Annotated in this window: 16 protein-coding genes; 8 read left to right on the top strand and 8 right to left on the bottom strand. The window is 52.9% G+C overall.

Annotated features, from left to right (window positions below; genetic code table 11):
* Position 1 precedes the first annotated feature (1 nt).
* Positions 2–937 (top strand): hypothetical protein, encoded by a 936-nt coding sequence (locus C3F13_14790; GenBank protein PWB51125.1) that lies wholly within the window; start codon positions 2–4, stop codon positions 935–937.
* Between the two features lie 21 nt (positions 938–958).
* Here C3F13_14790 and C3F13_14785 read toward each other — a convergent pair whose 3' ends face one another.
* From C3F13_14785 to C3F13_14770, 4 genes are read right to left on the bottom strand one after another with little or no spacing between them, the layout of a single operon-like run.
* Entirely contained in the window at positions 959–2,737 is a 1,779-nt protein-coding gene (locus tag C3F13_14785; GenBank protein ID PWB51124.1) for a beta-galactosidase, read from the bottom strand.
* Between the two features lie 4 nt (positions 2,738–2,741).
* Positions 2,742–4,034, bottom strand: coding sequence for a hypothetical protein (locus C3F13_14780; GenBank protein PWB51123.1), 1,293 nt, complete (start codon positions 4,032–4,034; stop codon positions 2,742–2,744).
* Between the two features lie 18 nt (positions 4,035–4,052).
* Positions 4,053–5,237, bottom strand: coding sequence for a hypothetical protein (locus C3F13_14775; protein ID PWB51122.1), 1,185 nt, complete (start codon positions 5,235–5,237; stop codon positions 4,053–4,055).
* Entirely contained in the window at positions 5,238–6,047 is an 810-nt protein-coding gene (locus tag C3F13_14770; protein ID PWB51121.1) for a hypothetical protein, read from the bottom strand. It abuts the gene before it with no gap.
* A gap of 195 nt (positions 6,048–6,242) precedes the next feature.
* Between C3F13_14770 and C3F13_14765 the strand changes: the two genes are divergently transcribed.
* From C3F13_14765 to C3F13_14745, 5 genes are all read left to right on the top strand, one after another.
* On the top strand, positions 6,243–6,710 hold the full coding sequence (locus C3F13_14765) for a hypothetical protein (GenBank protein PWB51120.1): 468 nt from the start codon (positions 6,243–6,245) through the stop codon (positions 6,708–6,710).
* A 165-nt stretch (positions 6,711–6,875) separates the two neighbouring features.
* A complete protein-coding gene (locus tag C3F13_14760; protein ID PWB51119.1) occupies positions 6,876–7,349 on the top strand; it encodes a hypothetical protein in 474 nt (157 codons plus the stop codon).
* Positions 7,350–7,712: 363 nt separating this feature from the next.
* The gene (locus C3F13_14755) at positions 7,713–9,587 is read left to right on the top strand and encodes an aldehyde ferredoxin oxidoreductase (protein PWB51118.1); all 1,875 of its coding nucleotides are present in this window, start codon (positions 7,713–7,715) and stop codon (positions 9,585–9,587) included.
* Positions 9,588–9,605: 18 nt separating this feature from the next.
* Positions 9,606–11,327, top strand: coding sequence for a long-chain fatty acid--CoA ligase (locus tag C3F13_14750; protein PWB51117.1), 1,722 nt, complete (start codon positions 9,606–9,608; stop codon positions 11,325–11,327).
* A gap of 5 nt (positions 11,328–11,332) precedes the next feature.
* Positions 11,333–11,824: a hypothetical protein gene (locus C3F13_14745; protein PWB51116.1), complete on the top strand. Its 492-nt coding sequence runs from the start codon at positions 11,333–11,335 to the stop codon at positions 11,822–11,824.
* Between the two features lie 135 nt (positions 11,825–11,959).
* On the opposite strand, the gene C3F13_14740 is transcribed toward C3F13_14745, so the two are convergent.
* On the bottom strand, positions 11,960–12,646 hold the full coding sequence (locus C3F13_14740; protein PWB51115.1) for a hypothetical protein: 687 nt from the start codon (positions 12,644–12,646) through the stop codon (positions 11,960–11,962).
* Between the two features lie 662 nt (positions 12,647–13,308).
* Between C3F13_14740 and C3F13_14735 the strand changes: the two genes are divergently transcribed.
* Together C3F13_14735 and C3F13_14730 are read left to right on the top strand one after the other, a co-directional pair.
* Positions 13,309–14,763, top strand: a complete 1,455-nt coding sequence (locus C3F13_14735) for a hypothetical protein (protein PWB51114.1) — start codon at positions 13,309–13,311, stop codon at positions 14,761–14,763.
* Positions 14,764–14,875: 112 nt separating this feature from the next.
* Positions 14,876–16,726: a hypothetical protein gene (locus C3F13_14730; protein PWB51113.1), complete on the top strand. Its 1,851-nt coding sequence runs from the start codon at positions 14,876–14,878 to the stop codon at positions 16,724–16,726.
* A gap of 160 nt (positions 16,727–16,886) precedes the next feature.
* On the opposite strand, the gene C3F13_14725 is transcribed toward C3F13_14730, so the two are convergent.
* From C3F13_14725 to C3F13_14715, 3 genes are all read right to left on the bottom strand, one after another.
* The gene (locus tag C3F13_14725) at positions 16,887–21,038 is read right to left on the bottom strand and encodes a hypothetical protein (GenBank protein ID PWB51112.1); all 4,152 of its coding nucleotides are present in this window, start codon (positions 21,036–21,038) and stop codon (positions 16,887–16,889) included.
* Between the two features lie 120 nt (positions 21,039–21,158).
* Positions 21,159–21,704: a hypothetical protein gene (locus C3F13_14720; GenBank protein PWB51111.1), complete on the bottom strand. Its 546-nt coding sequence runs from the start codon at positions 21,702–21,704 to the stop codon at positions 21,159–21,161.
* Positions 21,705–21,712: 8 nt separating this feature from the next.
* The gene (locus C3F13_14715) at positions 21,713–22,537 is read right to left on the bottom strand and encodes a peptide ABC transporter substrate-binding protein (GenBank protein PWB51110.1); all 825 of its coding nucleotides are present in this window, start codon (positions 22,535–22,537) and stop codon (positions 21,713–21,715) included.
* Between the last annotated feature and the right edge of the window lie 7 nt (positions 22,538–22,544).

Genomic DNA, 22,544 nt, shown 5'->3' with positions numbered 1-22,544 from the left:
CATGGACTCGTCCACTCTGTTAGTGATTGCCGGCTTCTTCTTTTTCCTGGGAGCAGGTATTGTTGGTCTCATCTGGATCATCGTTGCCCTGATACGTAGCATAAGGCGGAAAAGCGCAGCAGGTGTAGCCAGGGATTCTAACCTGGTAGTAATCACCAGCCTGATGCGGGATAATACTACTAAGGAGCTGGTGGTCGAGATGGAGGGAAAAACCTATAAGACCGTCGAGGAGCTCGCTCCTTCACAACTGCGCCGTCTGAGCTTCACTTCCAATGTATTGGTGAAGTGGTTAGCTTTATCACAGGCAACCGACAGCCAGGCGACAGCGAACGATGCAGCCACGCTTCTATCAGATTCGACCGAGCCAGATATTAACCCTGCGTTAGCAGAATCCTCATGGCAGATGGAAGAAGCAGACACCTCAGAGCCGGTAGTTCCACCGTTTTCACTCAGTGAACCGGGACAGCTGGAGCAGCCTTTACCTGTTGCTCCCATTGTGGCTGCTATAGAGCTGCCCGAGCCTACCGCCAAACCGATACCTGAGCTGAACGACTGGATCCCTGCCGAAACCCTGCCCGATCAATCACAGTCGCCGCGTGTGCCACCGTTTTTCTACGAGCCTGAGCCCGAGGTAAAACCTGTCAGCACCCAGCTCCCTGACCTGGTGAGCGGTATCCTGATGCCTGCACCTGCGCCTGCTCCTGTGGTCAAAAGTATTGCCACGCAAATTAACGATATCCTGCAAGGCATGATTACCGAGACATCGTTTGAAAAACGGGGGCTCACGGTCAATGATGGGCCAGGCCATGGAGTGATCGTCAGCCTGGATGGGCAACAATTTTCCGGTGTCAAAGAGGTGCCGGATGAAGAGGTGCGTGGCTTGATCCGCTCCGCCGTGCTGGAGTGGGAGAAGCAGAGCAAGATGGGTGGAAAATAAGCGGGATATTGCCCAGGAATACTATGCTCGGAGAAGCTCCTGGTGCACCTGCCTGATCCTCGAAAAGTCCATCTTCTCCACCTGACGGTCATAGGTCACAAAACCGTTGACCTCGCTTTCCACATCGGTAGTCTGGGTATAGATGGCTGCCGATAGCCCTGCATCCATCCAGGGTTTTAGCTGGGTTTGCAACAAATCCACATAGGCGTCAGTTAGTTCCTGAGAAGTGTCAAATTTCTTATATCCAAATTCCGCCTGCGGGTTCCACTGGTGACCTGCGACCTTCAAGCTGTAACCGCCAAATTCCGACAGCACTACCGCCCGGCAAGCTTCAGGCTTAGTCACGGGTAGGTTTAGCTTATACATGTGGATGCTCTTGCAATCCCCGCCCTTCTGGTCAAACCATCCACTGGCATGATCTACCAGGCGGGTGGGGTCATATTCCTTAAGCCAGTTCGCAATTTGGTTGGCATCAAATTGGCCCCAGCCTTCGTTAAAAGGCACCCACACTCCAATGCACGGATAGTTGTGGAGATGGTCTACCAGCTCATGCAGCTCCCGCTTGAAATCCTGGCGAGAAGCGACGTCCTGCCGACCGGCATATCGGTAGTTGTGGTCCCGCCGTCGCGAGCCAAACATCATCGTTAGGATGGAGGTCGCCTCGCCTACTGCCCGGCCTCCATTTGTCATATCCTGCCAGACGATCAGCCCCAGCTGGTCACAGTAATAGTAATATCGCCTGGGTTCCACCTTAACGTGTTTACGCAGCATGTTGAAGCCCAGCCCCTTCAAGATCTCGAGGTCACCGCGCATGGCCTCATCTGAAGGCGGGGTGTACAGGCCATCCGGCCAGTAACCCTGGTCGAGTGGTCCGAGTTGGAAATATGGTGAACCATTCAGGCACAAGCGACCGTCTTCCAGATTGAACTTGCGCATGGCGAAGTAGCTGCCCACCCAATCTTCACCCGCGGTCACCACCAGGTCATAAAGATGGGGAGAATCTGGGCTCCAAAGTTTTGGATCAGGTAGTTGGATGGTTACCTCCGCCACACCTTCTTCTGCCTGACCATCAGCAATGCAGGCATTTTGGTCGTATACATCGACATTAATGGCGATGGACTGCGACTGCGGACCGACCAGGTCAGCCTTCACCCGCACAATGTGTGCGTCGATGTCAGGCGTGATCTTCAGCCCGGCAATGAAAGTCTCAGGCACTGCTTCCAGCCAGATTGTCTGCCAGATGCCGGAGATTGCTGAGTACCAGATGCCTTTTGGGTTGCGGACTTGTTTGCCACGCTGCTGCCAGTACGTGTCGGTTGGGTCCCAGACAGAGAGCTCCAGTTGGTTTGGAGCCCCTCCCCCGACGATATATTGGGTAATGTCGAATGAGAAAGGTAAATATCCACCTGTGTGCGTGCCCACCTGGCGGTCATTAACGGCGACGGTCGTTTCCCAATCCACAGCTTCGCAATGTAGCAGGATACGCTTACCATCCCATTCTTTGGGGATGACGAATGCCCTCTGATACCATAACAACTCATCTGCCTCGAGTGGGCGCATGACGCCCGAAAGGGCAGACTCGATCGGGAAAGGGACAAGGATTTTACCGCGCTGCTTCCACTTGGATGTGTCCTTCCGCTCGGTGATCCAATAATCCCAAATGCCATTTAGGTTCTGCCATTCGTGCCTGCTCATCTGTGGACGGGGGTATTCCTGCCAGGCATTCTCAGGTCTGACATCCTTCGCCCAGCGGGTTAGAAGCGTGCCAGAAGCCAGCTGCCAATCCATGGTTTCATCCATGCCATCAAACCGATTCTTGTGCTGGAGTTGGCTGGGTTTTCACGAACCATAGCGGAATAGCTGTCAGCAGGGTGACCACCCCGGCTACCTGAAACAGGAGCGGAGTGGGGACGATGGCTGCCTGCCCGTCGATCACGGTTTTGATCCCATAGCTGCTGCTGAGCCATCCGCCGGTGAGAGGACCCAGGATCATGGGCAGCATGACCCAGAAAAACAGGTAGAACCCGGCGAACTGACCGCGCTTGTCTTCAGGAAACAGGTCCTTGCTCCACGTGCTGGTGGCTATGGTCCAGGCAGTGAATGGGGCAAGCCACAGGATGCCGGTAATGATGAGCGGAACCAGGGATTTTGTAAACGAAAACAAGATCAGCCCGATCATCTCAGTAATAATTGCCGCCATCGCTACAGGTTTTCTACCCCAACGGTCCACCAGCAAGCCGAACGGCCAGGCCAGGGCGATCCCACCCACCAGGATGATCACCGCGATGGCTAATGAGGAGCTTGAGATGTCCAGCTTCAGGTAATGTTGAAGGTAAATGATGATGAATGGAAAGAAAATGTTGAAGGCTACTTGCCACAATGCCACAGCAATCATCAGTAGGAAGAAATTTCGGTTGGCGACCAGGTTCTTCCACTGGAAGCTCTCAGCCAGGTGCTGCCAGTAAGTTCCCTTCGGTTTATCACCCAGCGGCTCATCATGGATGAACAGGCTTCCCACCAAGCCAAGCAAGAACACCAGTCCACCGATAAAATAAAAGAAGGCGGTATACCCAAAACGATCAATGATTGGGCCTGCCCCACCGTAAACGATCAGGATTGCCACCCAGGTCAGAATTTCCATCACCCCCATCACCCGGCCGCGGTTTTCGTTGCTGGTCACGTCGGTAGTGTATGCGTTTAATGCCGCGTCGTTGGCCGTCGAACCGAAGAAGGTCATCACGCAGTCGAGCAAGATGGCCATGAAAATCGCTACCCCAACCGGCTGGAAAACGGCTGCTGAAGGGTAGAGCGCTGTCATGACGCCCAAGGCCAGGTATCCAAACAGGATGAAAGGTTTACGTCGCCCCCAGCGCGAACGGGTCCGGTCAGAGAGCGTGCCCATCAGAATGGTGGTGAGCGTAGCCGTGACGGCTGAAGCTGCTACCATCCACGAAATGGGGCGCGGGTCGGGGGTGATATTGTTGTACATGAAGGTGTTGAAGAACTGGTTCTCCACTCCCCAGGCCAGCTGGCCGGCAAAGCCCAACAGGATGATAGCAGTCCAGATTTTTTTTGAAATGGTAAGGGTAGCAATCATGGTAGCTCCATATCGTGTTTATGTGTTTACCCAAACTGTCATCTGTGATTCGCCCCGGTTAGCCCATAGGTTATAGGGGATGAAGGTGAGCGGTTGGCCATCTTGGGTTGCCCCCTTCAACATGCTGATGCCACCTAGCAGGTGTGGTGCATGTTCAGTCTGCAGGCTGGCTGGGTCGAGCCGGGCAGAGAAGATATCCACCCCCGGGTTATCCGTGCTCTCCAGGCAGTAAACCAGCGGACCGCGGGTGAGTGCAACTTTACCTTGGTGCCCCTTCACCTTGGCATGGGCATGACGCTGGCAGATCGGCATGTCATAGGTCAGCTCGATCATATCGCCAGCAGACCAGACCCTGCGTATGGGCAAGAAGTAACTCTGCTCCGGATCATAACCCGATGCCGTAGGCTGTGCCGGTTGAGAAGGCCGGGCAGCCGCCAGGCCTGTGCTCGCCAAAGGTTCATTGTTTATCTTGATCATTGGCGAGGCCGGTTCAGCAGCTACCCAGGAAGGGATGCGCAGGTGCAGGGTGAATTCTCTCGGCCTGGCAGGCTTGATATGGATGCTGGTTTTTCCGATCCAGGGTAAATCTGATTCAACGTGAATATTTACTTCCTCCCCCATCTCTACCCTTATGCGGCTGCCAATATACTGGTGGATCCACAGGTTGTCAGCATCGGCCGAGCAGATGTATTTTCCCAGGTCCGCCCAGGTGCGCGATAAATTGGAAGGGCAGCACGGAACCGAATACCATGCCCGGCGGGTAACGCCACTCCGGCAGACGAGGGGATTGTTGTAAAGGTAGTCTTTCCCACTCAACCCCATCCCGACGGCTGCCGCGTTATACAGCTGCCACTCGAACAGGTCGCTGTATCTGGCCCGAGCAGTGATTAGAGACAGCTGCCAGTTCCAGAACAGGCAGGATAGGGCAGCGCACGTCTCAGCGTAAGCCAATTCGGGATCCAGTTCGTAATCGTTGCCGAAACCTTCCAGCGCGGGCACTGCTCCGATACCACCGGTGACGTACATGCGGCGCTGCACCATGTGTTCCCAGGTTTGTTCCATGGCGGGCAGCAGGCTTGCCTCGCCCAGGAGGAGGGCCAGCATTGCCGTTGCAGTTTCCAGGTATCCGAATCTGACCGAATGCCCAACCGGCACGGTCTGACGGCGGATGGGGACATGTTGCTGAAGGTACTTTCCGTTCAATTATCTGACCAGCCAGCGTAAGTAGGAGGTCGAGGTTGATTTGGCAAAATTCCCGGGCGGGAGCTTTTTTGGTGGATAATCCGCATGCTCAGCCAGGTATCTTTCTCGCTCCTTGCGAACCTGGGAGAGGCGCGATGCGACAGACCGGATCTGGCGGATAATCGAAATGGTGTACGATAGAGGCGTTGTTTTCCCGCGCTGTTCAAGGAACTGTTGGGCCATCTCGAGATAGGATCGGCCACCTGTAATTTCGTAAAGGCGTAGCAGGGCGATTTCAATCTCTTCGTGGCCCGAGGTGAATTCCGGTCCCTTGTCACGAAAGTCAGCCATTATCCGCTCGGCAGCTTTGCGGGCGATATCCAGCAGGTTGGTCTGCTGGGTGGCCAGGAAGTGTGACACACCTGCTTCGATCAGGTGGCCGTGGCAATAGAGCTCGTGCTCGATCCACAGGTTCTGCCAGCGTGTGTCTGGGAACAGGATTTGGTTGTAGGTGAACAGGTAGCCATCCGGGTCCTGGGCACGGCCAACCAGGGAGATAAATCTGTCCATCAACTGGGCAAGCCTTGGGTTGGGCTTGGTGGCATAGATCCGGGCGCCTGCGTCCAGCCATTTATACGCATCTGAGTCGGCGAAGAAGAAGCCTTCCCTGAAGCTTTCCAGCTCACCCGCCGCGATACGGAAGTTGTCGATACAGCCGCTGGTTTCCAGCTGCTCCCATTGGTGGTAGATGGCCTGGCTCGAATTGGTTTCTAGCTGCCTGGTCCAGTAAGGGTCATCGATGGTCACCTGCTGTGATGATAATTCGTCCATATAAATTCCAGGGAGATTTGAGTGTAGTGCATAAATCGGGCGATGTCAACGCCTGGGTTGACACCCCTGACGAGGGACTTCATCACGGATATTCTTGCCCAGACTTATTGAGTAGCTGGCCAACCTATCCTTGTGCGTCATATAATAGAGCATCTGAGTGGCTTGAGTTGACTGAGATAGGAGGCAAACAAGGCCATGCGTCACGACCGTGAAAAAGTTATCCGCAGGACGATTGAAGAATTCGAGCTCCTCGACCAGCTGGTCGCCCGCCTGACGGAAGAGCAATGGGCATACCCCCTGGCCAGGCCTGAGACGAAAGATCCTTGGACGGTGAAGGATGCCCTGGCACATATCACCCACTGGAAGGCTGATACCGCCCGCTCTGCCCGTGGGCTGCCCCGCCCTGTAGAAGATCGCGGGTTGAATGAGACTGAGGCCAATCACCTCATCTACATGCGCTGGCGTGATCAGCCACCGCAAGAAATCCTGGCCTGGCATCGGCAGGTGCAGGAAGATGTGCTTGTGGCCCTGAGAGCTACCCCGGATGAGTGGTTCAGTGGCCGGGAGCGTAGGCAGGAATGGCCATATGACCTGGACGGACATTCTGCCTTCCACCGAGTCAAAGATATCCAACGGGCTTTAAATGCACAAACCCCACGTTGAGTCAGGCCAGGATGAATAAAGGACCGCTCAAAGAAGATGTGGATACTTTAAAGGTATGTTCTGCTTGATATTTATTATGGTCTGATATCTTTACGGCGACATCACCTGGGTTGTGTAACTTTAGACCCTCAGCTATACTTAAGCAATTAATTCCAGGAGGATGAGATGAGCGATATATTTGGAAGACTGAAAAGCGGTGCTGAAAAGGTGGCTTTCGAAGCCGATAAGATGAGCCGGTTGAACCGTGCCAGGGGTGAGCTGGATAAGCTAAAAAACCAGGTTCAGGAGAACTACGCCAAACTGGGAGAAAAGTATTTCACCGAGCGTGAAACAGCCGGGATAACCGGAGCGGAATATGACGAGAGCTGCCAGGCAATTGCCAGTTTGCTGGAACAGGTTGAAGCGAAGAATGCTGAGATTCAGCGCATCGATGCGGAGACTTATGGCACTCCACCGGTGCAGCCAGCTGGTCAGACCGTGTTCGGACAGGCACAATCGCAGCCAGCGCCGGCTGCAACCCAAGCGGTTGCCCCATCCCCTGCTCCTGCAGCCTCAAAAACCACCCGGTTTTGCCCGAACTGCGGCACCGAGCTACCCGCCGAAACGAAGTTCTGTACGAATTGCGGATCGAAGGTGTAGGATTCTGGTTTACAAATAATCATGCCAATCATCAAATCATATAAATCATAGGGACAATTTTTGTAGAGACGCATCACTGGTGCGTCTTGGTTTTAATTGGTGTAGTAGGTTGGGTTGAGTACGGTGCTCTCCCGTACGAAACCCAACTTTTCTCTGCATCTTCCCTTAATATTGTTATAATAAACCTATCACTGCCGCAACCATCAGGGTGGATTTCCAAACAATTGGCTTATTGTATTTATCTGGATTAAGCCTTTTTTGTGTTATGGAGGCTTATTAAAGTGCATCGGTTTTTCCTACAACCTCAGCTCGTTCACCAACCAATTGACCTGTGATTGGTCCCTTCAGATTGGAGGCTACCTTATGAGTAACGCGTTTATGGGCCAAATTCTGCGGGTAAATCTCACTGCAGGGACAGTTCAGCCAGAGCCACTCAACCTCCCATGGGCTAGGCAGACCCTGGGTGGAGCTGGTCTGGCAACTCGCTACCTGCTGGAGCTCACCTCACCGGGGATCGATCCCCTTGGACCGCAAAACGTCTTGATCTTCATGACCGGGGCGCTGACCGGCACACCTTCGGCCAGTGCCAGTCGCTATTCAGTGGTTGCAAAATCGCCCCAAACTGGCTATTGGGGTCAGTCCAATTCCGGTGGTTTCTTCGGTCCAGCCATGAAATGGAGTGGTTTCGATGGGGTGATTTTCGATGGTGTTTCACCTGAGCCCGTGTACCTCTTGTTGATGAACGGCAAGGCTGAGCTGCGCAAAGCCGATCACCTGTGGGGGCTGACGGTTCCTGAATGCGATAACAGGCTTCAGTCTGAGATCGGCAAGCCGGTCAATGTGGCTTGCATAGGGCCAGCTGGCGAGAATCTGGTGCGTTATGCATCCATCATGAATAATAAACACCGCGCGGCTGGTCGCACCGGGATGGGAGCAGTGATGGGCTCCAAACGGTTAAAAGCGATTGCTTGTGCAGGCACCCAGAAAATCGCCCTCGATGACGCCCAGACATTCATGAAAGTCACTCAGCGCCAACGCGAGTATATGGATGAATCGGTGATCAAGATCGTCATTGAGACGTATGGGACTAATATGGTTGCTGACCTGGTCAACATGCGCGGAGGTTATCCAACCCAGAACTGGCAGCAGGGGACGTTTGAGCAGATCGATAATGTTAACGGTCAGGCGATGACAGACCAGATATTAGTAGAAGGGGTGCGCTGCTTTGCGTGCCCGGTGGCATGCGGCCGGGGAACGGAGATCCGCGAGGGAAAATGGAAAGGCAAACACGGCGAAGGGCCAGAATATGAAACGGTTGATACGCTGGGAGCCATGTGTGGCATCGACGATTTAAACGCCATCGCCATGGCAAATTACCGCTGCAATGAATATGGTCTGGACACGATCAGCGCAGGTGCGACAATCTCCTTTGCCATGGAGTGTTTCCAGCGTGGGTTCATCAATACGGATCAGACCGGGGGCCTGAATTTACAATTCGGCGACGCTGACCTCGTGGTTGATCTGGTAGAACGCATTGCCCGCCGGGAGGGTTTTGGAGATCTCCTGGCCGAAGGGTCACTGCGTATGGCGCAGCGCCTGGGTCACGATAGCGAGCATTTTGCCATTCAAGTGAAAGGGCTGGAGTTGCCTGCTTATGATCCACGTGCCACCAAGATCACCGGCCTGGCGTACGTAACTGCCAATCGTGGCGGTGATCATATGAATGGGTATGTCCAGGGTCCAACCTTTATCGATATGCCTTTCTTGATCGTGGACGATAGCACTATCCCTGATCCATACGCGGCTGATCCACATGATGCCCGGGTATTGATTGATTTGGAGAATGCCTTGAATGTCCTGGATGCATTAGGCGGATGTAAGTTCATGGGTGTCGTGGTTTCCGCGAATGAGCTCGTGGATCTGGTCAGGTCAGCCACCGGGTGGGATTTCGACCTGGCTGAATTCCGCAAGTGTGGCGACCGGTTGCAGAATTTAGCGCGAGTGTATTCCGTACGCGAAGGCTTACGCCGTGAACATGATCTCCTCCCCCAGCGCCTGATGTCGGATCCACTGCCAGACGGCCCTGCCAGGGGCATGGTTTTTGATCTTCCGGCGTTGGAGAAAATGAAGGATGCTTATTATGAGCTGCGCGGCTGGGATGTCGCCACCGGTATTCCAACCCCTACCAGGCTTCATGAATTGGAACTCGATGACTTAATTTCTTTAGTATGTGTCTGACCACAAAACCTGGGTTAAATGGCAAGGCAGATTGACCAGGATGAGGAGCATGCCATGAATTACACGGATCGCCCCTGGCTGAAGAGTTATATGCTCGGCCCATATAAGCTCGATTACAGTCTTGATCCATATCCGCAGAAACCCCTCTTTGAAATCCTGGATCGTTCCGCCAGTGAGTTTCCCAACCAGACCGCCATCCTGTTCAAAGGTCAGGAGATCAAATATCACCAGCTGAAGCGCCGGGTGGACAGCCTGGCCAATGGGCTGATTAAACTGGGCCTGGAGAAAGGCGACCGGGTGTGTATCTTTCTCCCTAACTGCCCCGAATACATAATTTCCTTTTGGGGCATCCTCAGGGCTGGCGGGGTGGTGGTACCAACCAGCATCTTGCGTACGGATGAAGGGCTTCACCACGAGGTGAGTCGCTCGCACAGCCGCTTCATCATTTGCCAGCAGGCTAATCTCGACCGTGCCCTGGCTTTGATCAGTGGCTCGGATCTGCAAGGGATTCTCCTAACCTCCCAGGCGTCTTTCCTTGGCGACCAGGTTGAGGGTCCTCTGCCGGGCCGGGTCTACGATTTTGGCTCGATGCTTACTGAACCTGACCCCATTCCGCCTCATGTGGTGATCGACCCCATGCACGATTTATGTCAGCTGGCATTCACCGGTGGGGCAACCGGTACCCCCAAAGGGGTGATGCTCACCCATTACAATGGTTACGCCAGTATCGTGCAGACCCTGCCATGGTTCATGAAACCGCTGTTGGGAGGTGTTCGCGGGAAAACCTCCGTCCTGCTCTCGATCCCCATGTTTCATGTATATGGCAATTTCATCCAGACTACTTCCGTTTACCTGGGAATGCGCCTGCTGGTCTTGCCAGACGCACGAGATACAGATGCACTGCTCGCCTCGATCATCGACCACCGGCCGTTCTTGGTGCCTGGCGTGCCGACTCAGTTCATGCGCCTGGCAGACGCAGGGTTGAAGCGTTCCAATAGCATGTTGTTCAGTGGGTCTGCCCCACTGCCACAAGAAGTGGCTGCGGAGATCAAGCGGAAGACCGGTATGTCTGTCTCGGAGGGGTATGGATTGACCGAGACCACTTCAGTTGCCCATATCAATCTCACCAGCTTTTCGCGTATCATGGGGTTCATGGCAAAAGAGAAACCGGGGATCGGTGTCCCATTGCCCGATACTGAATGCCGCCTGGCTGATCCTGAAACAGGCCTGGATGTTCCTGTGGGTAAACCGGGCGAGGTGGTCATCCGTGGCCCGCAGGTCATGCTCGGGTACTGGCCCGAACCGGGAAGCGGCCTCACTGCAGACGGCTGGCTGCACACTGGCGATATCGGTGTGATGGACGAAGCGGGATATTTCCAGATCGTCGATCGCATGAAGGATATGGTCAATGTGTCGGGCTTCAAGGTCTATACCACCGAAGTGGATGAGGTGCTATTTAAGCACCCCGCCGTTGCCACCGCGGCTGCCTTCGGTATCCCCGACCCGGATATTCCCGGCAGTGAGCGGGTGATAGCCGTGGTTGCCTTGAAGGACGGGTATAAAGGTTCGGTGACAGAATCCGAGATCCGCGATTTTTGCCGCCAGCACCTATCTCCCTATGCCGTACCGAAAGTGGTTGAGTTTCGCGACCAGCTGCCACTGACGGTAACGGAAAAAGTGTTTAAGAATGCCCTGCGCGCGCAGGCGATCGCCAGGATGAAAAGCCAGAAGGAGGGTTGATCAAGATGGACTGCATCTATTGCACACCAGAGTGGCTGGAAGAGACTACCCGGATCTACCAGTTTACACCACGCTTCCAGGAAGCGATGAAGAAGCTGTCGGTGGCGATCATGTACCGGGTGACAGCTGAGCCTGCCTGGGGGATTGAAAAGGACCTCATCTTTGGAGGCATCGTCACCAAAGGCGCTCTGACTGACTTCCGATTCTATAATGAGGCGGAGGCCAAGGAAAAGGCGGAGATGTTCCTCTCAGCTTCACCTCAGCAGTGGAAGCTGATTCTGAGGAAAGAGCATAAATTCATCACCGATTTCCTGCTGGGGAAGATCAAGCTGGAAAAAGGCAGCATGTCGAACGTTTTAGGCGTTGCTCCGAACGCCGATACGTTCGTGGATGCCCTCACCCAGGTACACCTGATCTTCCAGGACGAGCTCGACCCGCAGAAGCTGGAAGAATACCGGGCATATGCGGCGCAGTTCCGCCAGCAGCTGGGGTTGTAAGGTCTGAAAACGATTATCGAATTTAACTACAAATAGTACCTTGTATAGCTTTTTTTAAGCTTGGTCCTTGATGGCGTGACAGCAAGCCAGGGCATACGCTAATAAACCTTGGAAATCACCTGGATTGAATTGAGATCACTCCAGCGTTGGGACTCGCCGTACCAGATCTGCCCACCCATCCCCGGTCGCTTTTTGGACGAGGAGTTTAACCTGAGAAAATACTTCTGGCATCATCGCCATCTGCCAGATGAGCATGACATTCTCCTGATCATCAAGGTTGATCAGAGAGAACAGCCAGGCGATTGCCTCAGGAAAGCGCTCCTGCGGCACTGCTTTCGACATGATGCCGACAGCCCTGGCCTGCTCGGGGATGGGGATGCGCTCGCGCATAATGCGATACAGGTGGGCATCTTCTTTCCCGAGGTGAATATCCAGGTGGAACTTGAAGGCAGCCGAGGTGCGTGAGGTTTCTAGTAGATCTCTGGCAGTCACGGCTGAGTTCAGAGCATCGAAGGCCGCGTCCAGGCCGCGATGGTCACGCTCATAGGCTTCAGCAACTAAAGGCGCTACCTTTTCAACCTCTGGAAAGATAGCCTGTTCTTCGCCATTTGCATGCCAGACCAGGATCTCGTTAAAGAACCGGAAGCGTTCGATTTCCTGGGATAAGCCTGTTTTTCCTCGTGCCGTATCCCGCGCGGCGCGATCGATCCGCTGCATGTCGTTACGAAATGCATTGTGGAATGCCAAGATAATATCCAGCGGTTGTGCCATTTTTTCCTCCCGTGTGTAGCGGTTTGGTTTCTTGTTCAGGATTATATGCATATTTATCGAAGCATCTGGTTGCACATTGGTTAAGACTCTATGAATCTCTGAAACGAGATTATTCCTCTACTAACCTTATCGTGTTTATCATTCGCCGATATCTACTTGATTCCTGGATGGAGAGACGCTCCACTGGAGTATGTCTAGATAGATGCATCCGTCGAGGCCCAACTTCCGGTGCCGCTGCCTCTTCTATGATCGGCTCAGTTGTACCTGGCAGGTGCTAGCTTCTGCAGGCTCCAACTGGGTTCTTCATCACCCGCGGCTTCTTTTTTCCTTCTTAAATTGATACGATTTCATTCGTAATTCATAGGCTATTACCGGTAAATAGCTCATCATAAGTCCACGCAAGTGTTTTTTTTGCTTCTATTAGGAGAAATCGCCTGAGCTGCTCACCATTTTGGCGTTTTTTGGCAGTGATGATACTGGTATTGGCAGTTGATGTTTGGAATAATAATTTCATCGTGTTTAATCTCACGAATCACATTGAGGCTAATGAAAGCTTGACCGATAGAGTATTTCTCGAGGAGGTGATTATCAGCTATGCTGGATTCAAAGAAAACTAACGGCTACCTGGAAGATAGTGACTTGATCTGCGATCGGCTGGTCGGCTGTAACCCGAGTTCGCTTCTTCCACCATGTAAGAATTACTTGAGGAGAACATGAACATAAAAATAAAAATCAAGAACATCGCAGGTACCGTGGTGCTCACACTCATCCTGCTCGCCATCACGGCTATCACTGCCTTGGCTGACGCTCCGACCAATGATAATTTTGCCGATGCCAGGGTAATTCCAGGTACGCCTTACACTGACATCATTGATACAACCGATGCGACCACTGAGCAGGGCGAGCCTATGGGATGTTACTGGATATTCCAAAAATCTATTTGGTATTCGTATACTCCGGCACAAAATGGGTTCTATAGCCTTGAATCCAATGGAGGCTCGCACCCAGTTCTGGCCATCTACACAGGATCTGATTTGAATAACTTGCAAGTAGTAGATTGCCAAACTTCTATGTATTCGGCTAAGTCAACGTTGTACCTTAATGCTGGTACAACCTACTACATTCAAACTTTCTTTGCATTTGATGATATGGGTTTGAATATTAATTTTAATATTTACCAGGTCACACCGCCAACCAATGACAATTTTATTGACGCCAAGGTAATTTCACAACCATCCTACTCAGATTCGGTGTATGTAATTGCTGCGACTTCAGAGCCGGGTGAGCCAGCTGGTTGTGGACAGGAAGCTCAAAGGTCGATATGGTACTCATTCAGACCTACAACCAATGGTTCGTATACTGTTGACGCTGGTTATTTTACTGTTGTGGCGATCTATACCGGTTCTGATTTGAGCAGCCTGAATAATATTGCTTGTGCCGTGGGTGATTGGAATGCACCAACCAGGTTAACTGTACGGTTAGAAGCGAATACGACATATTATTACCAAGTGTACATTTATTATTATTGGGACAGTCCATATATTATTGGTTTTAATCTCTACCCCACACCACCTGCCGAAGCCTACTTTAATTATTGGCCCGGAGATGCAAACAAATACGACTCGATTCAATTTAACAACTATTCCTATGATCCTGTCGGTGCTTTTGTAGGCTGTAATTGGAATTTTGGAGATGGTACTAGCTCAACCGATTGGAGTCCCATTCATACATATGTAAGCGATGGTGACTACACAGTCAACTTGGAGGCAACAACTTCGGATGGGCGATCAGCTTCAACATCACAGATTGTGCAAGTCCGGACTCATGATGTCGGGGTCACCCGCTTCGAAGTGTCCAATTCCGCCCGCGTCGGTCAAACCAAGCAAATCAATGTTTATATCAAAAACCTGTATTATCAAGAAACAGTCCAGGTTGACTTGTACAAGATTACTGCAAATGGAAATGTATGGGTCGGATCGCTCGTCCAATCGATGCCGGTGCGTCCCGCCAACCGGGCTCAGCTGTTCACCTTCGCATACACATTTTCCAAGGAGGATGCAGCAGTAGGGAAGGTCACCTTCAAAGTGATCGCAAACATTATCAATGCGCGTGATGCTTTTCCACTGGATAATGAATTGATATCTTATGCGATCAAGGTAACAAAATAGCCCGCCATCGACGAATTTTAGATGACATTGACCATGTGAATGGACTGGTCTCTAAGCATAACGTTGATAATAAGAGTACATATTTTACAAAAAAGAATTGCATGAGGAGAGCATGAACACAATTCAAAAAATTAAAAACCTGGCAGGCATTTTGATGATCACTACGATCCTGCTGGCATTCAGTGCCATAGCTGTATTAGCCTCGCCTCCCGGGAACGATGATATAGGCGCAGCTACAGAAATCTCGAGTTTGCCCTTTAGTGATAGTCAGGATACATCTGAAGCGACGATTGGGCCGGGTGATCCATACACGTGCTCAATTCAGGGCAGATCGATTTGGTATGTTTACGCTCCAGCTGAAGATGAAAGCCTGAATATCTCCGTGAGTACAGATGCTGACTTTTATGTTGTATTGTCGATTTTCCGCTCAGAAGGTGGGAATCTTAATCCAGTGGGCTGTTGGCTTAATTCACAGATAACCACTAATTTTGCTGTGCTCGGTGGTACAACCTACTATTTTGAGCTGATGGCTATCAAGGTCGGAGCGTACCCACCACCAGGAGAATCACCCGTCGGAGGAATCGTCACACTAAGTATCGCCGAGAATCTTCCACCAGCGAATGACGATTTCGTTAATGCCCTGGCAATTCCAGAATTGCCGTTCTCCCAAACAGTGAACACAGCCTTAGCGACAGCAGAGCCAGGAGAGCCAAATCCCTGTTACTGGTATGCTCAGCATACAGTTTGGTATTCTTACTTAGCTCCTAGTGATGGTCTGTACAGGCGGCAGCTATCTGGCGATGGATATCTAAGGCTAGCTACCTATACGGGCTCGGATCTAGCTAATCTGCAAATGATCGATTGTATGAGTGATTGGAGTTTCTCTCAGAAAGATATTACGTTATCTGCGGGGACGACCTATTATTTTCAGGTTTTTACCGATAATGGCGGTGAAGTAACATTCACGATGGAACTGATTCCTCCACCTAGTAACGATAATTTTGCTGATGCCAAGGTGATCACTGAAGTTCCTTATTCCGATTTTGTTGAGGCTGTATCTGCCACAACGGAAATTGGTGAGCCAAGTGTTTGCAGCTACTGGTATTTTCAAAAAACGATCTGGTATGCTTTTACTCCAGCATCAAGCGGCTCATATACTTCTGAGGCCCAAGGCAGCTACCCAGTCATTGCTGTGTATTCCGGCACGGATTTAAATAACCTGAAATTGTTAGAATGCCGGAATAACTATGCTATGATTCGAGCAACCACTAGGTTTGAGGCTGGTAAGACCTACTACATCCAAACCTTCAATGGTGCAGAATATTGGGGTACTACAATAAACTTTAACTTTTACCCAGCGCCAGCGCCTGTAGCCCAATTTAGCTTTAGTCCTTTAGATCCGATGAAGTTGGAAGGCATTCAATTTAACAATGAATCTTCCGATCCGGGTGGGTCAGATACCCAGTCTTGTACCTGGGATTTTGGTGATGGGAACAGCGCATCGGATTGCTACCCCATCCATGCATATGCGGCTGATGGTGACTACACAGTCCAGTTGACTGCAATGACGAAAGATGGACGTACAGCCTCGACCTCCCAAACGGTACAGGTTCGTACCCATGATGTTGGGATCACTCGCTTCGTCGTACCCACTTCCGCCCGCGCCGGCCAAACCAAGACGATTACCGTCTACATAAAGAACTTGAATTATGCCGAAGATATTACGGTGGACCTGTACAAAAGCACCGTAAATGGATATGAGCTGGTGGGTTCGATCACCCAACCCATCCCCGCCCGTCCACCCAGCAGGGCCCAAGCTTTCACCTTCAATTACACCTTCACCGCTGAAGATGCCGCCTTGGGCAAAGTCACCTTCAAAGCTGTCGTCACACTCATCAATGCCCGCGATGTCTACCCTGGCGATAATGAAATGATCTCAATAGCCACTAAAGTGACACGATAACATTTAGGCGATAACTTACCGCCCTCCTTGTTGAAAAGGAGGGCGGTTGTTTTCTATTTATGAGGTTCGAATAGCCCTATTAAAACTATCATATTTAGGTCAGCTGTTATAAAAGAACCTTTGGGTCTTTCAATCCTTAGTGGTTATTCTATTATCTTCCTTATTTTCGGTGCCTTCTCCGCTTCTGTGACCGACTGAGCTCTGATTGATTTGAGCTGAGTGCGGCAGGTTCCACCTCAGGTTCTTCCTCACCCGATTCCTCCGCGATTGCTTCCTCAGCCTGCTCTTGTCCATCCCCACCCGTCTCGGCTGGCTCTGCTCCTGCTTCCAGCGCACCCTCGGTGACCAGGTGTTTGCCTTCACCCTGGATACTGGTCTGAACGCGCGGACGGAAGGTGAACATGCGCGTGATCACCCCGCTGCGCATATCCTTGAGCAGATTCTGGAACAGCTCGAAGGCTTTGGATTTATACTGCACCAGTGGGTCTCGCTGCCCATAGGCCTCCAGGCCGATCGAGATGCGCAAGGATTCCATCTGGGTCAGGTAATCCACCCACAGCTCGGTGATTACCCCCAGGAGCAGCTGGCGGTAGACTTCGGTGAGCATGCGCCTGCCCAGCTCATCCATAACGGTAAGAATCTGTTCTCGGTCCAAGCTTTGCAGGGGTTGCGTCTGCAGGCTGGCACATACCTGTTCGCCCAGCAAGCTGCATAGTGTATCGCGCAGGTTGGGCTCGAGGTCCGGCAAGCGGGATGCAGCGATGCGGGAAAATTCACTTGCGCCCCAGGCCCGGCGAATGGTCTCCTGGGCACTTTGTAGGTGTTTCAGCACATCTTCGGTGATGTCTTCCGAGGTGCGTTTTTCAAGCAGCTTGGTGGCAAGGTAAATATAGGTCAGGCGCGTGGTTCGCTCAAGCACCCGCCGGTGGGTCTTCTTGTCAAACGAGGCCTTGGTGCCCTGAGGCATCATCAGCAATAGACCCAACAGATGGTTGCTGGTGACCGGTCCGTTGATTTTGGCCAGAGCCGATTCCAAATCATGGGACAGCTGACCTGACGCAGGGCCAGCGCCATTGCCAAGCAGGCGCTCGCGACGCTTGGAGAGGATTTGCTGGGTAGCCTTGTACACCTGGTCAGCCATGCTCTCCCAATCGGAAGTGTCGAATTGGGTTGCATCCAGATCGACGCTATCTTCCAGACGGCGTTCGATGGCACCCACCAGGCGCATAACAGATTGTCCAGCCACAGCATTCTCGATCTGCGAACGGATGGACTTGCGTACCTGCTCGGGGTCATCCCGCATTAGGCGTAACTCTTCGGGGGTCAGGCGGATATTGACATGCACCATGCCCACCAGCTCATCCAGTAGCTCCCGTGCTGAGCGAGGCGCGGCCTCATCCGCCTCACCCAGGTTGAGCCCTTCATAAAAGGTATCGAGAGCGTCCAAGCGTTCCTTGGCCTGGCTTTCCAGCCGCTCATGGCTGGAGGCCAGCAACTCGTCGATCGTATGCAGCAGGTGTGTCTCTTCCGCCGTCAAGGCTTCTGAAGCCAGACTGAGCAGGGCATCGCGTAGATCTGCAGCAGACGAATAGGACTTCTGGCGGTTCGCCAGGTAGTCCACCAATAGTTTGAGGGAATAGGACGGGTACAGCAACCCGGCCAGGTCGAGCGGCGGCTGGATTTGGTCCAGCCAGGCCAGAAGCTTCCATGGACCTTCTGCATCGTCCAATGCCTCAGGAGCGCGTCGGTTGACTTCCGTAGCCAGGAGCTCACTGATATCCTCTGACAGGTCTTGCTTGGTGAAGATGCGATCACGCTGGCCATAGATGCTTTTGCGCTGGGTATTCAGTACATCATCGTATTCCAACAGGTGCTTGCGGACGTCAAAGTTGGCACCTTCAACGCGCGTCTGTGACTGCTCCACCAGGCGGCTGACCAGGCCCACCTCCATGGGTACCGCATCGTCGATCTTCATGCGCTGCATGATCGACTCAACCTGGCCACCGCCGAAGCGGCGCATCAGCTCATCTTCCAGCGAGAGATAAAAGCGGGATGATCCGGGGTCACCCTGGCGAGCAGCACGGCCGCGCAGCTGATTATCGATGCGCCTCGCTTCATGGCGTTCAGAGCCGATGACGTGCAGGCCACCCAGGTCCTTCACCCGCTGCATGTCTTGCATGTAGGTTAAAAAGGTGTTGATATCGGCTTCGTAGATACCGATCTGCTCGGTGGTGAGCTTTTCGAGAGCCTGGCGTCTTTCTTCGTGGCGCATATCGTACGGGTCAGCATAGCCTGCTCGGCGCAGCACGCGGTTGACTGAATCGATCACCCCTTCAGGCAGCTCACCGCCCAGCTTGATGTCTACACCACGACCGGCCATGTTGGTGGCGATGGTTACCGCCCCAAATGCGCCTGCCCCTGCGATGATCTGCGATTCTTCGGTGTGCTTGCGGGCATTCAACACCTGGTGGGAGATGCCGGCTTCCAGGTCTCCCTTCAATCGTCCACTATCCTCGGGTGTGAGCTCGAGAATTTCAATCAGGCGCGACAGGTTTTCGGGGTCCTCCGGGTTGAAGGAAATCCCCAGGTCACGTGCCATCTTGCGCATCTCAGCCACCTGTAACTGGTCGAGAGGTGCGTTGAGGGGTACCAACTCTTCGATCAGCCGTCCATCTTCTTCACGGTTGTTCTTTTCCAGCCAGGCTTGGCGCAGCAGGGCTACCTGGGTCAGCTTACGTAACGGCTCAGCCCGTAGGCGGGCTGAGAGATGGTCGGATAACTCAACCGAGGTCGTACCGACCAGCATGGGGCGGCCCATCGCGTGCAGGCGCAGGATTTCGCTGCTGATGGCGCGAAATTTGACTTCCTCGGTGCGGTAGATCACATCCGGGTAATCCTTCCGCTTGAAGAAGACCGGTGTTTTATCGGGGTCGTTGCGCAGGGCATAAAAGTTGTATTTGTAGCCTTGCTCATCCCGGTCCTCCAGCTGGATGAGCGAGGACCCTTCACGGATTGCCTGGTATTCCAGGTTGGTGGGAATGGCGATTACATCCAGCTTGTAGATCTTGTCGAACTCCTCCGCTTCGGTCAGGGCGGTACCGGTCATGCCGCATAGCTTTTCATACATGCGGAAGTAATTCTGGATTGTGATGGTGGCGTAGGTCACGTTCTCAGCCTGGACGCGCACACCTTCCTTGGCTTCAACAGCCTGGTGCAATCCATCTGACCAGCGCCGTCCAGGCATGAGCCGGCCGGTAAATTCATCAACGATCACTACCTTACCAGCTTGCACCAGGTAGTCTTTGTTGCGCTTGAACAGATACTGGGCCCGCAGGGCTTGCTCGAGAAAACCCATCAGGCGGGCCTGCTCAGGCGTGACATCCTCAGGGCGATCGGGGTCGCGCAGTGGAACGCCAAGCAATTCTTCGACGTGCATTTCACCAAGCTCAGTGAGGGTGATGGTGCGGTCGCGGTCATTCAGCTCGAAATCTTCGGGCCTCAGCTGACGGGCGACCACGGCCGTGCGTAGGTACCATTCTGATTCATCCTGGGCTGGCCCGGAGATGATCAGGGGTGTGCGGGCTTCATCGATGAGGATGTTATCGACCTCATCCACGATGGCATAATAGTGACCGCGCTGGACGCGCTCGTCCAGGCGCATGGTCATGTTATCGCGCAGGTAGTCAAAACCGAATTCCGAGTTGATTCCGTAAGTGATATCCGCCGCATAAGCCTCACGCCGGTCAACCAGACGTAACTGGTGCTGATCTTCGTGCGGAGAGGTCTTTTCAAGGTCAATGATGAAGGCTTTCTTGCCATTCTCGGTACGGGAGGCCATCTGCAGCACGCCTACGCTCAACCCTAAGGCGTTGAATATAGGGGCCATCCAGCGCGCATCACGGCGAGCCAGGTAATCATTGACGGTTATCAGGTGACAGCCCTTGCCCATTAAGGCGTTCAAATAGAGCGGTAAAGTAGCCACCAGGGTTTTCCCTTCACCAGTGCGCATTTCAGCGATCTTACCCTGGTGCAATGAGATCCCACCGATCAATTGGACGTCATAATGTCGCTGGCCGTTGGTGCGCTTACTGGCTTCGCGCACGGCAGCAAACGCCTCTGGAAGCAGGTCATCCAGAGTCTCACCCTCTGCCAGGCGTTGCTTGAATTCCATGGTTTTACCCAGTAACTCTTCGGAGCTCAACGCTTCAAACTGGGGCTCTAGGCTGTTTACCTGGTCAACGATCTCGGTTGACTTATTCAGGGCTTTCTTGTTTGGGTCACCGCCGAAAATGGTAACGAATTTCTTAAGCATAATTTCCCTTTCTGCGGGGGGATTATAGCATAGTTAGTTTAAGGGAAATTGAGAGGGTTGTAGACCAGGCAACCGCATGTAATAATCTCATTTATCCCCGACCAATACTAATGGGTGACTTTACACTTTGAATGACAGTTGCTCCAGGTCTGTGTGGCTGGCAGGACCCAGTAGAAATCCAGCGTTAATCAGGCTGCTATCTGGCAGGATATGCCAGATGGTCATCTTGGGATGTTCAGCCAATAAGTAGCGGGCAATTAGATGATGCCGGTGGCAGTGGGCGGGGTCTTTTTCCGAGCACAGGATACAGGTAAGCTGCCTGCCCGCCAGCTCGAGCAGACTGTCGATGCCCTGGGTGAACCAGGGTTGCCTCATCACCGCAGGGTAGTCAATTTCATGCATGAAGTCATCAGCTTTGGTGGGCACTGTGTTGTGGATATAGCACGCAGGGTCTTTAGGCCTTCCCCCCAGTACATCCCCGAGGTAGTAGTACACAATGCCTCGGGTGTGCAAAGCCTGCTCCAGTGCTTTCTGGTTAAATTGTGGGTTAAAGCGGCTGTAAGGCGTGCTGCGTACATCTACTAATAGCCTGATGCCATGGTCCAGCAGCAGTCCCAGGAAGCGGTCAATCGGGTGGTTGCTGTATCCGATGGTATACAGGGGCATGGCTGGGACTACAGACCAACCAGGGCCACCGCAGCCTGAAATCCCAAATACGCTGCCAGCATGTCCTTAGCGATGAAAGTTAGGCGCCGGCCATCCAGGCGAGTCGCTCCCGGGAAGATGGCTGCCTGGTCCGCCTGGTCGGAGGTGTTGAAATCGATCGTAACCTTCACAGGCTTTGAAACGGTGTACGGCTTCGGGGCTTCGCCTGCTTCTAAGCGCTTTACCGCCTGCATGGCAGTCTTTTGGATTAATTCTTCGGTGACCTGGGGAGGCAGGCATACCGCAGCCATACGGCTTACGGCGGTTTTCACCACCACCGTCTCAATCGTTCCTAACAGCTCTGATGCCTGGGCACACACCGTCTGGTCTCCAGTGAGCATGAGCACAGGAGCATTAAAGTAACCAGCTACTGCCCCGTTCAGCCCATATTCGCCCACCAGCACTTCATTCAGCCACAGGTTGGCTACCCGGCGGCTTGACCAGGTGTGATCGAGGATGCCATTCTGAGAGCCAGCCCTGGCGTGATAACCAATAAAGATGACTCCATCCACACCCTGGTCCACTCCCTGGACCATAGCCAGGGGCGAGTAATCACCACACACCAGCTGGGCACAGGGATCCAGCTCCTCGATCAGGAGATTGGTGCCGCGATCATGACCATCCGTCACCAGGATGTCTTTGATACCCGCTGCGCACACACCTCGTATTGCGGCATTGACATCACCGGTCATCAAGCGCCGGAAGCGTGGGTATTCAGCATGGTTGGGATCCACCTGGTCCCAATTGGTCACACCGGTGATACCTTCCATATCAGTTGCGATCAGGATTTTCATTAGGTTG

Source organism: Anaerolineales bacterium, from assembly GCA_003105035.1.
Taxonomy (GTDB): domain Bacteria; phylum Chloroflexota; class Anaerolineae; order Anaerolineales; family UBA4823; genus FEB-25.
This window is presented reverse-complemented; position numbering and strand designations above follow the sequence as displayed.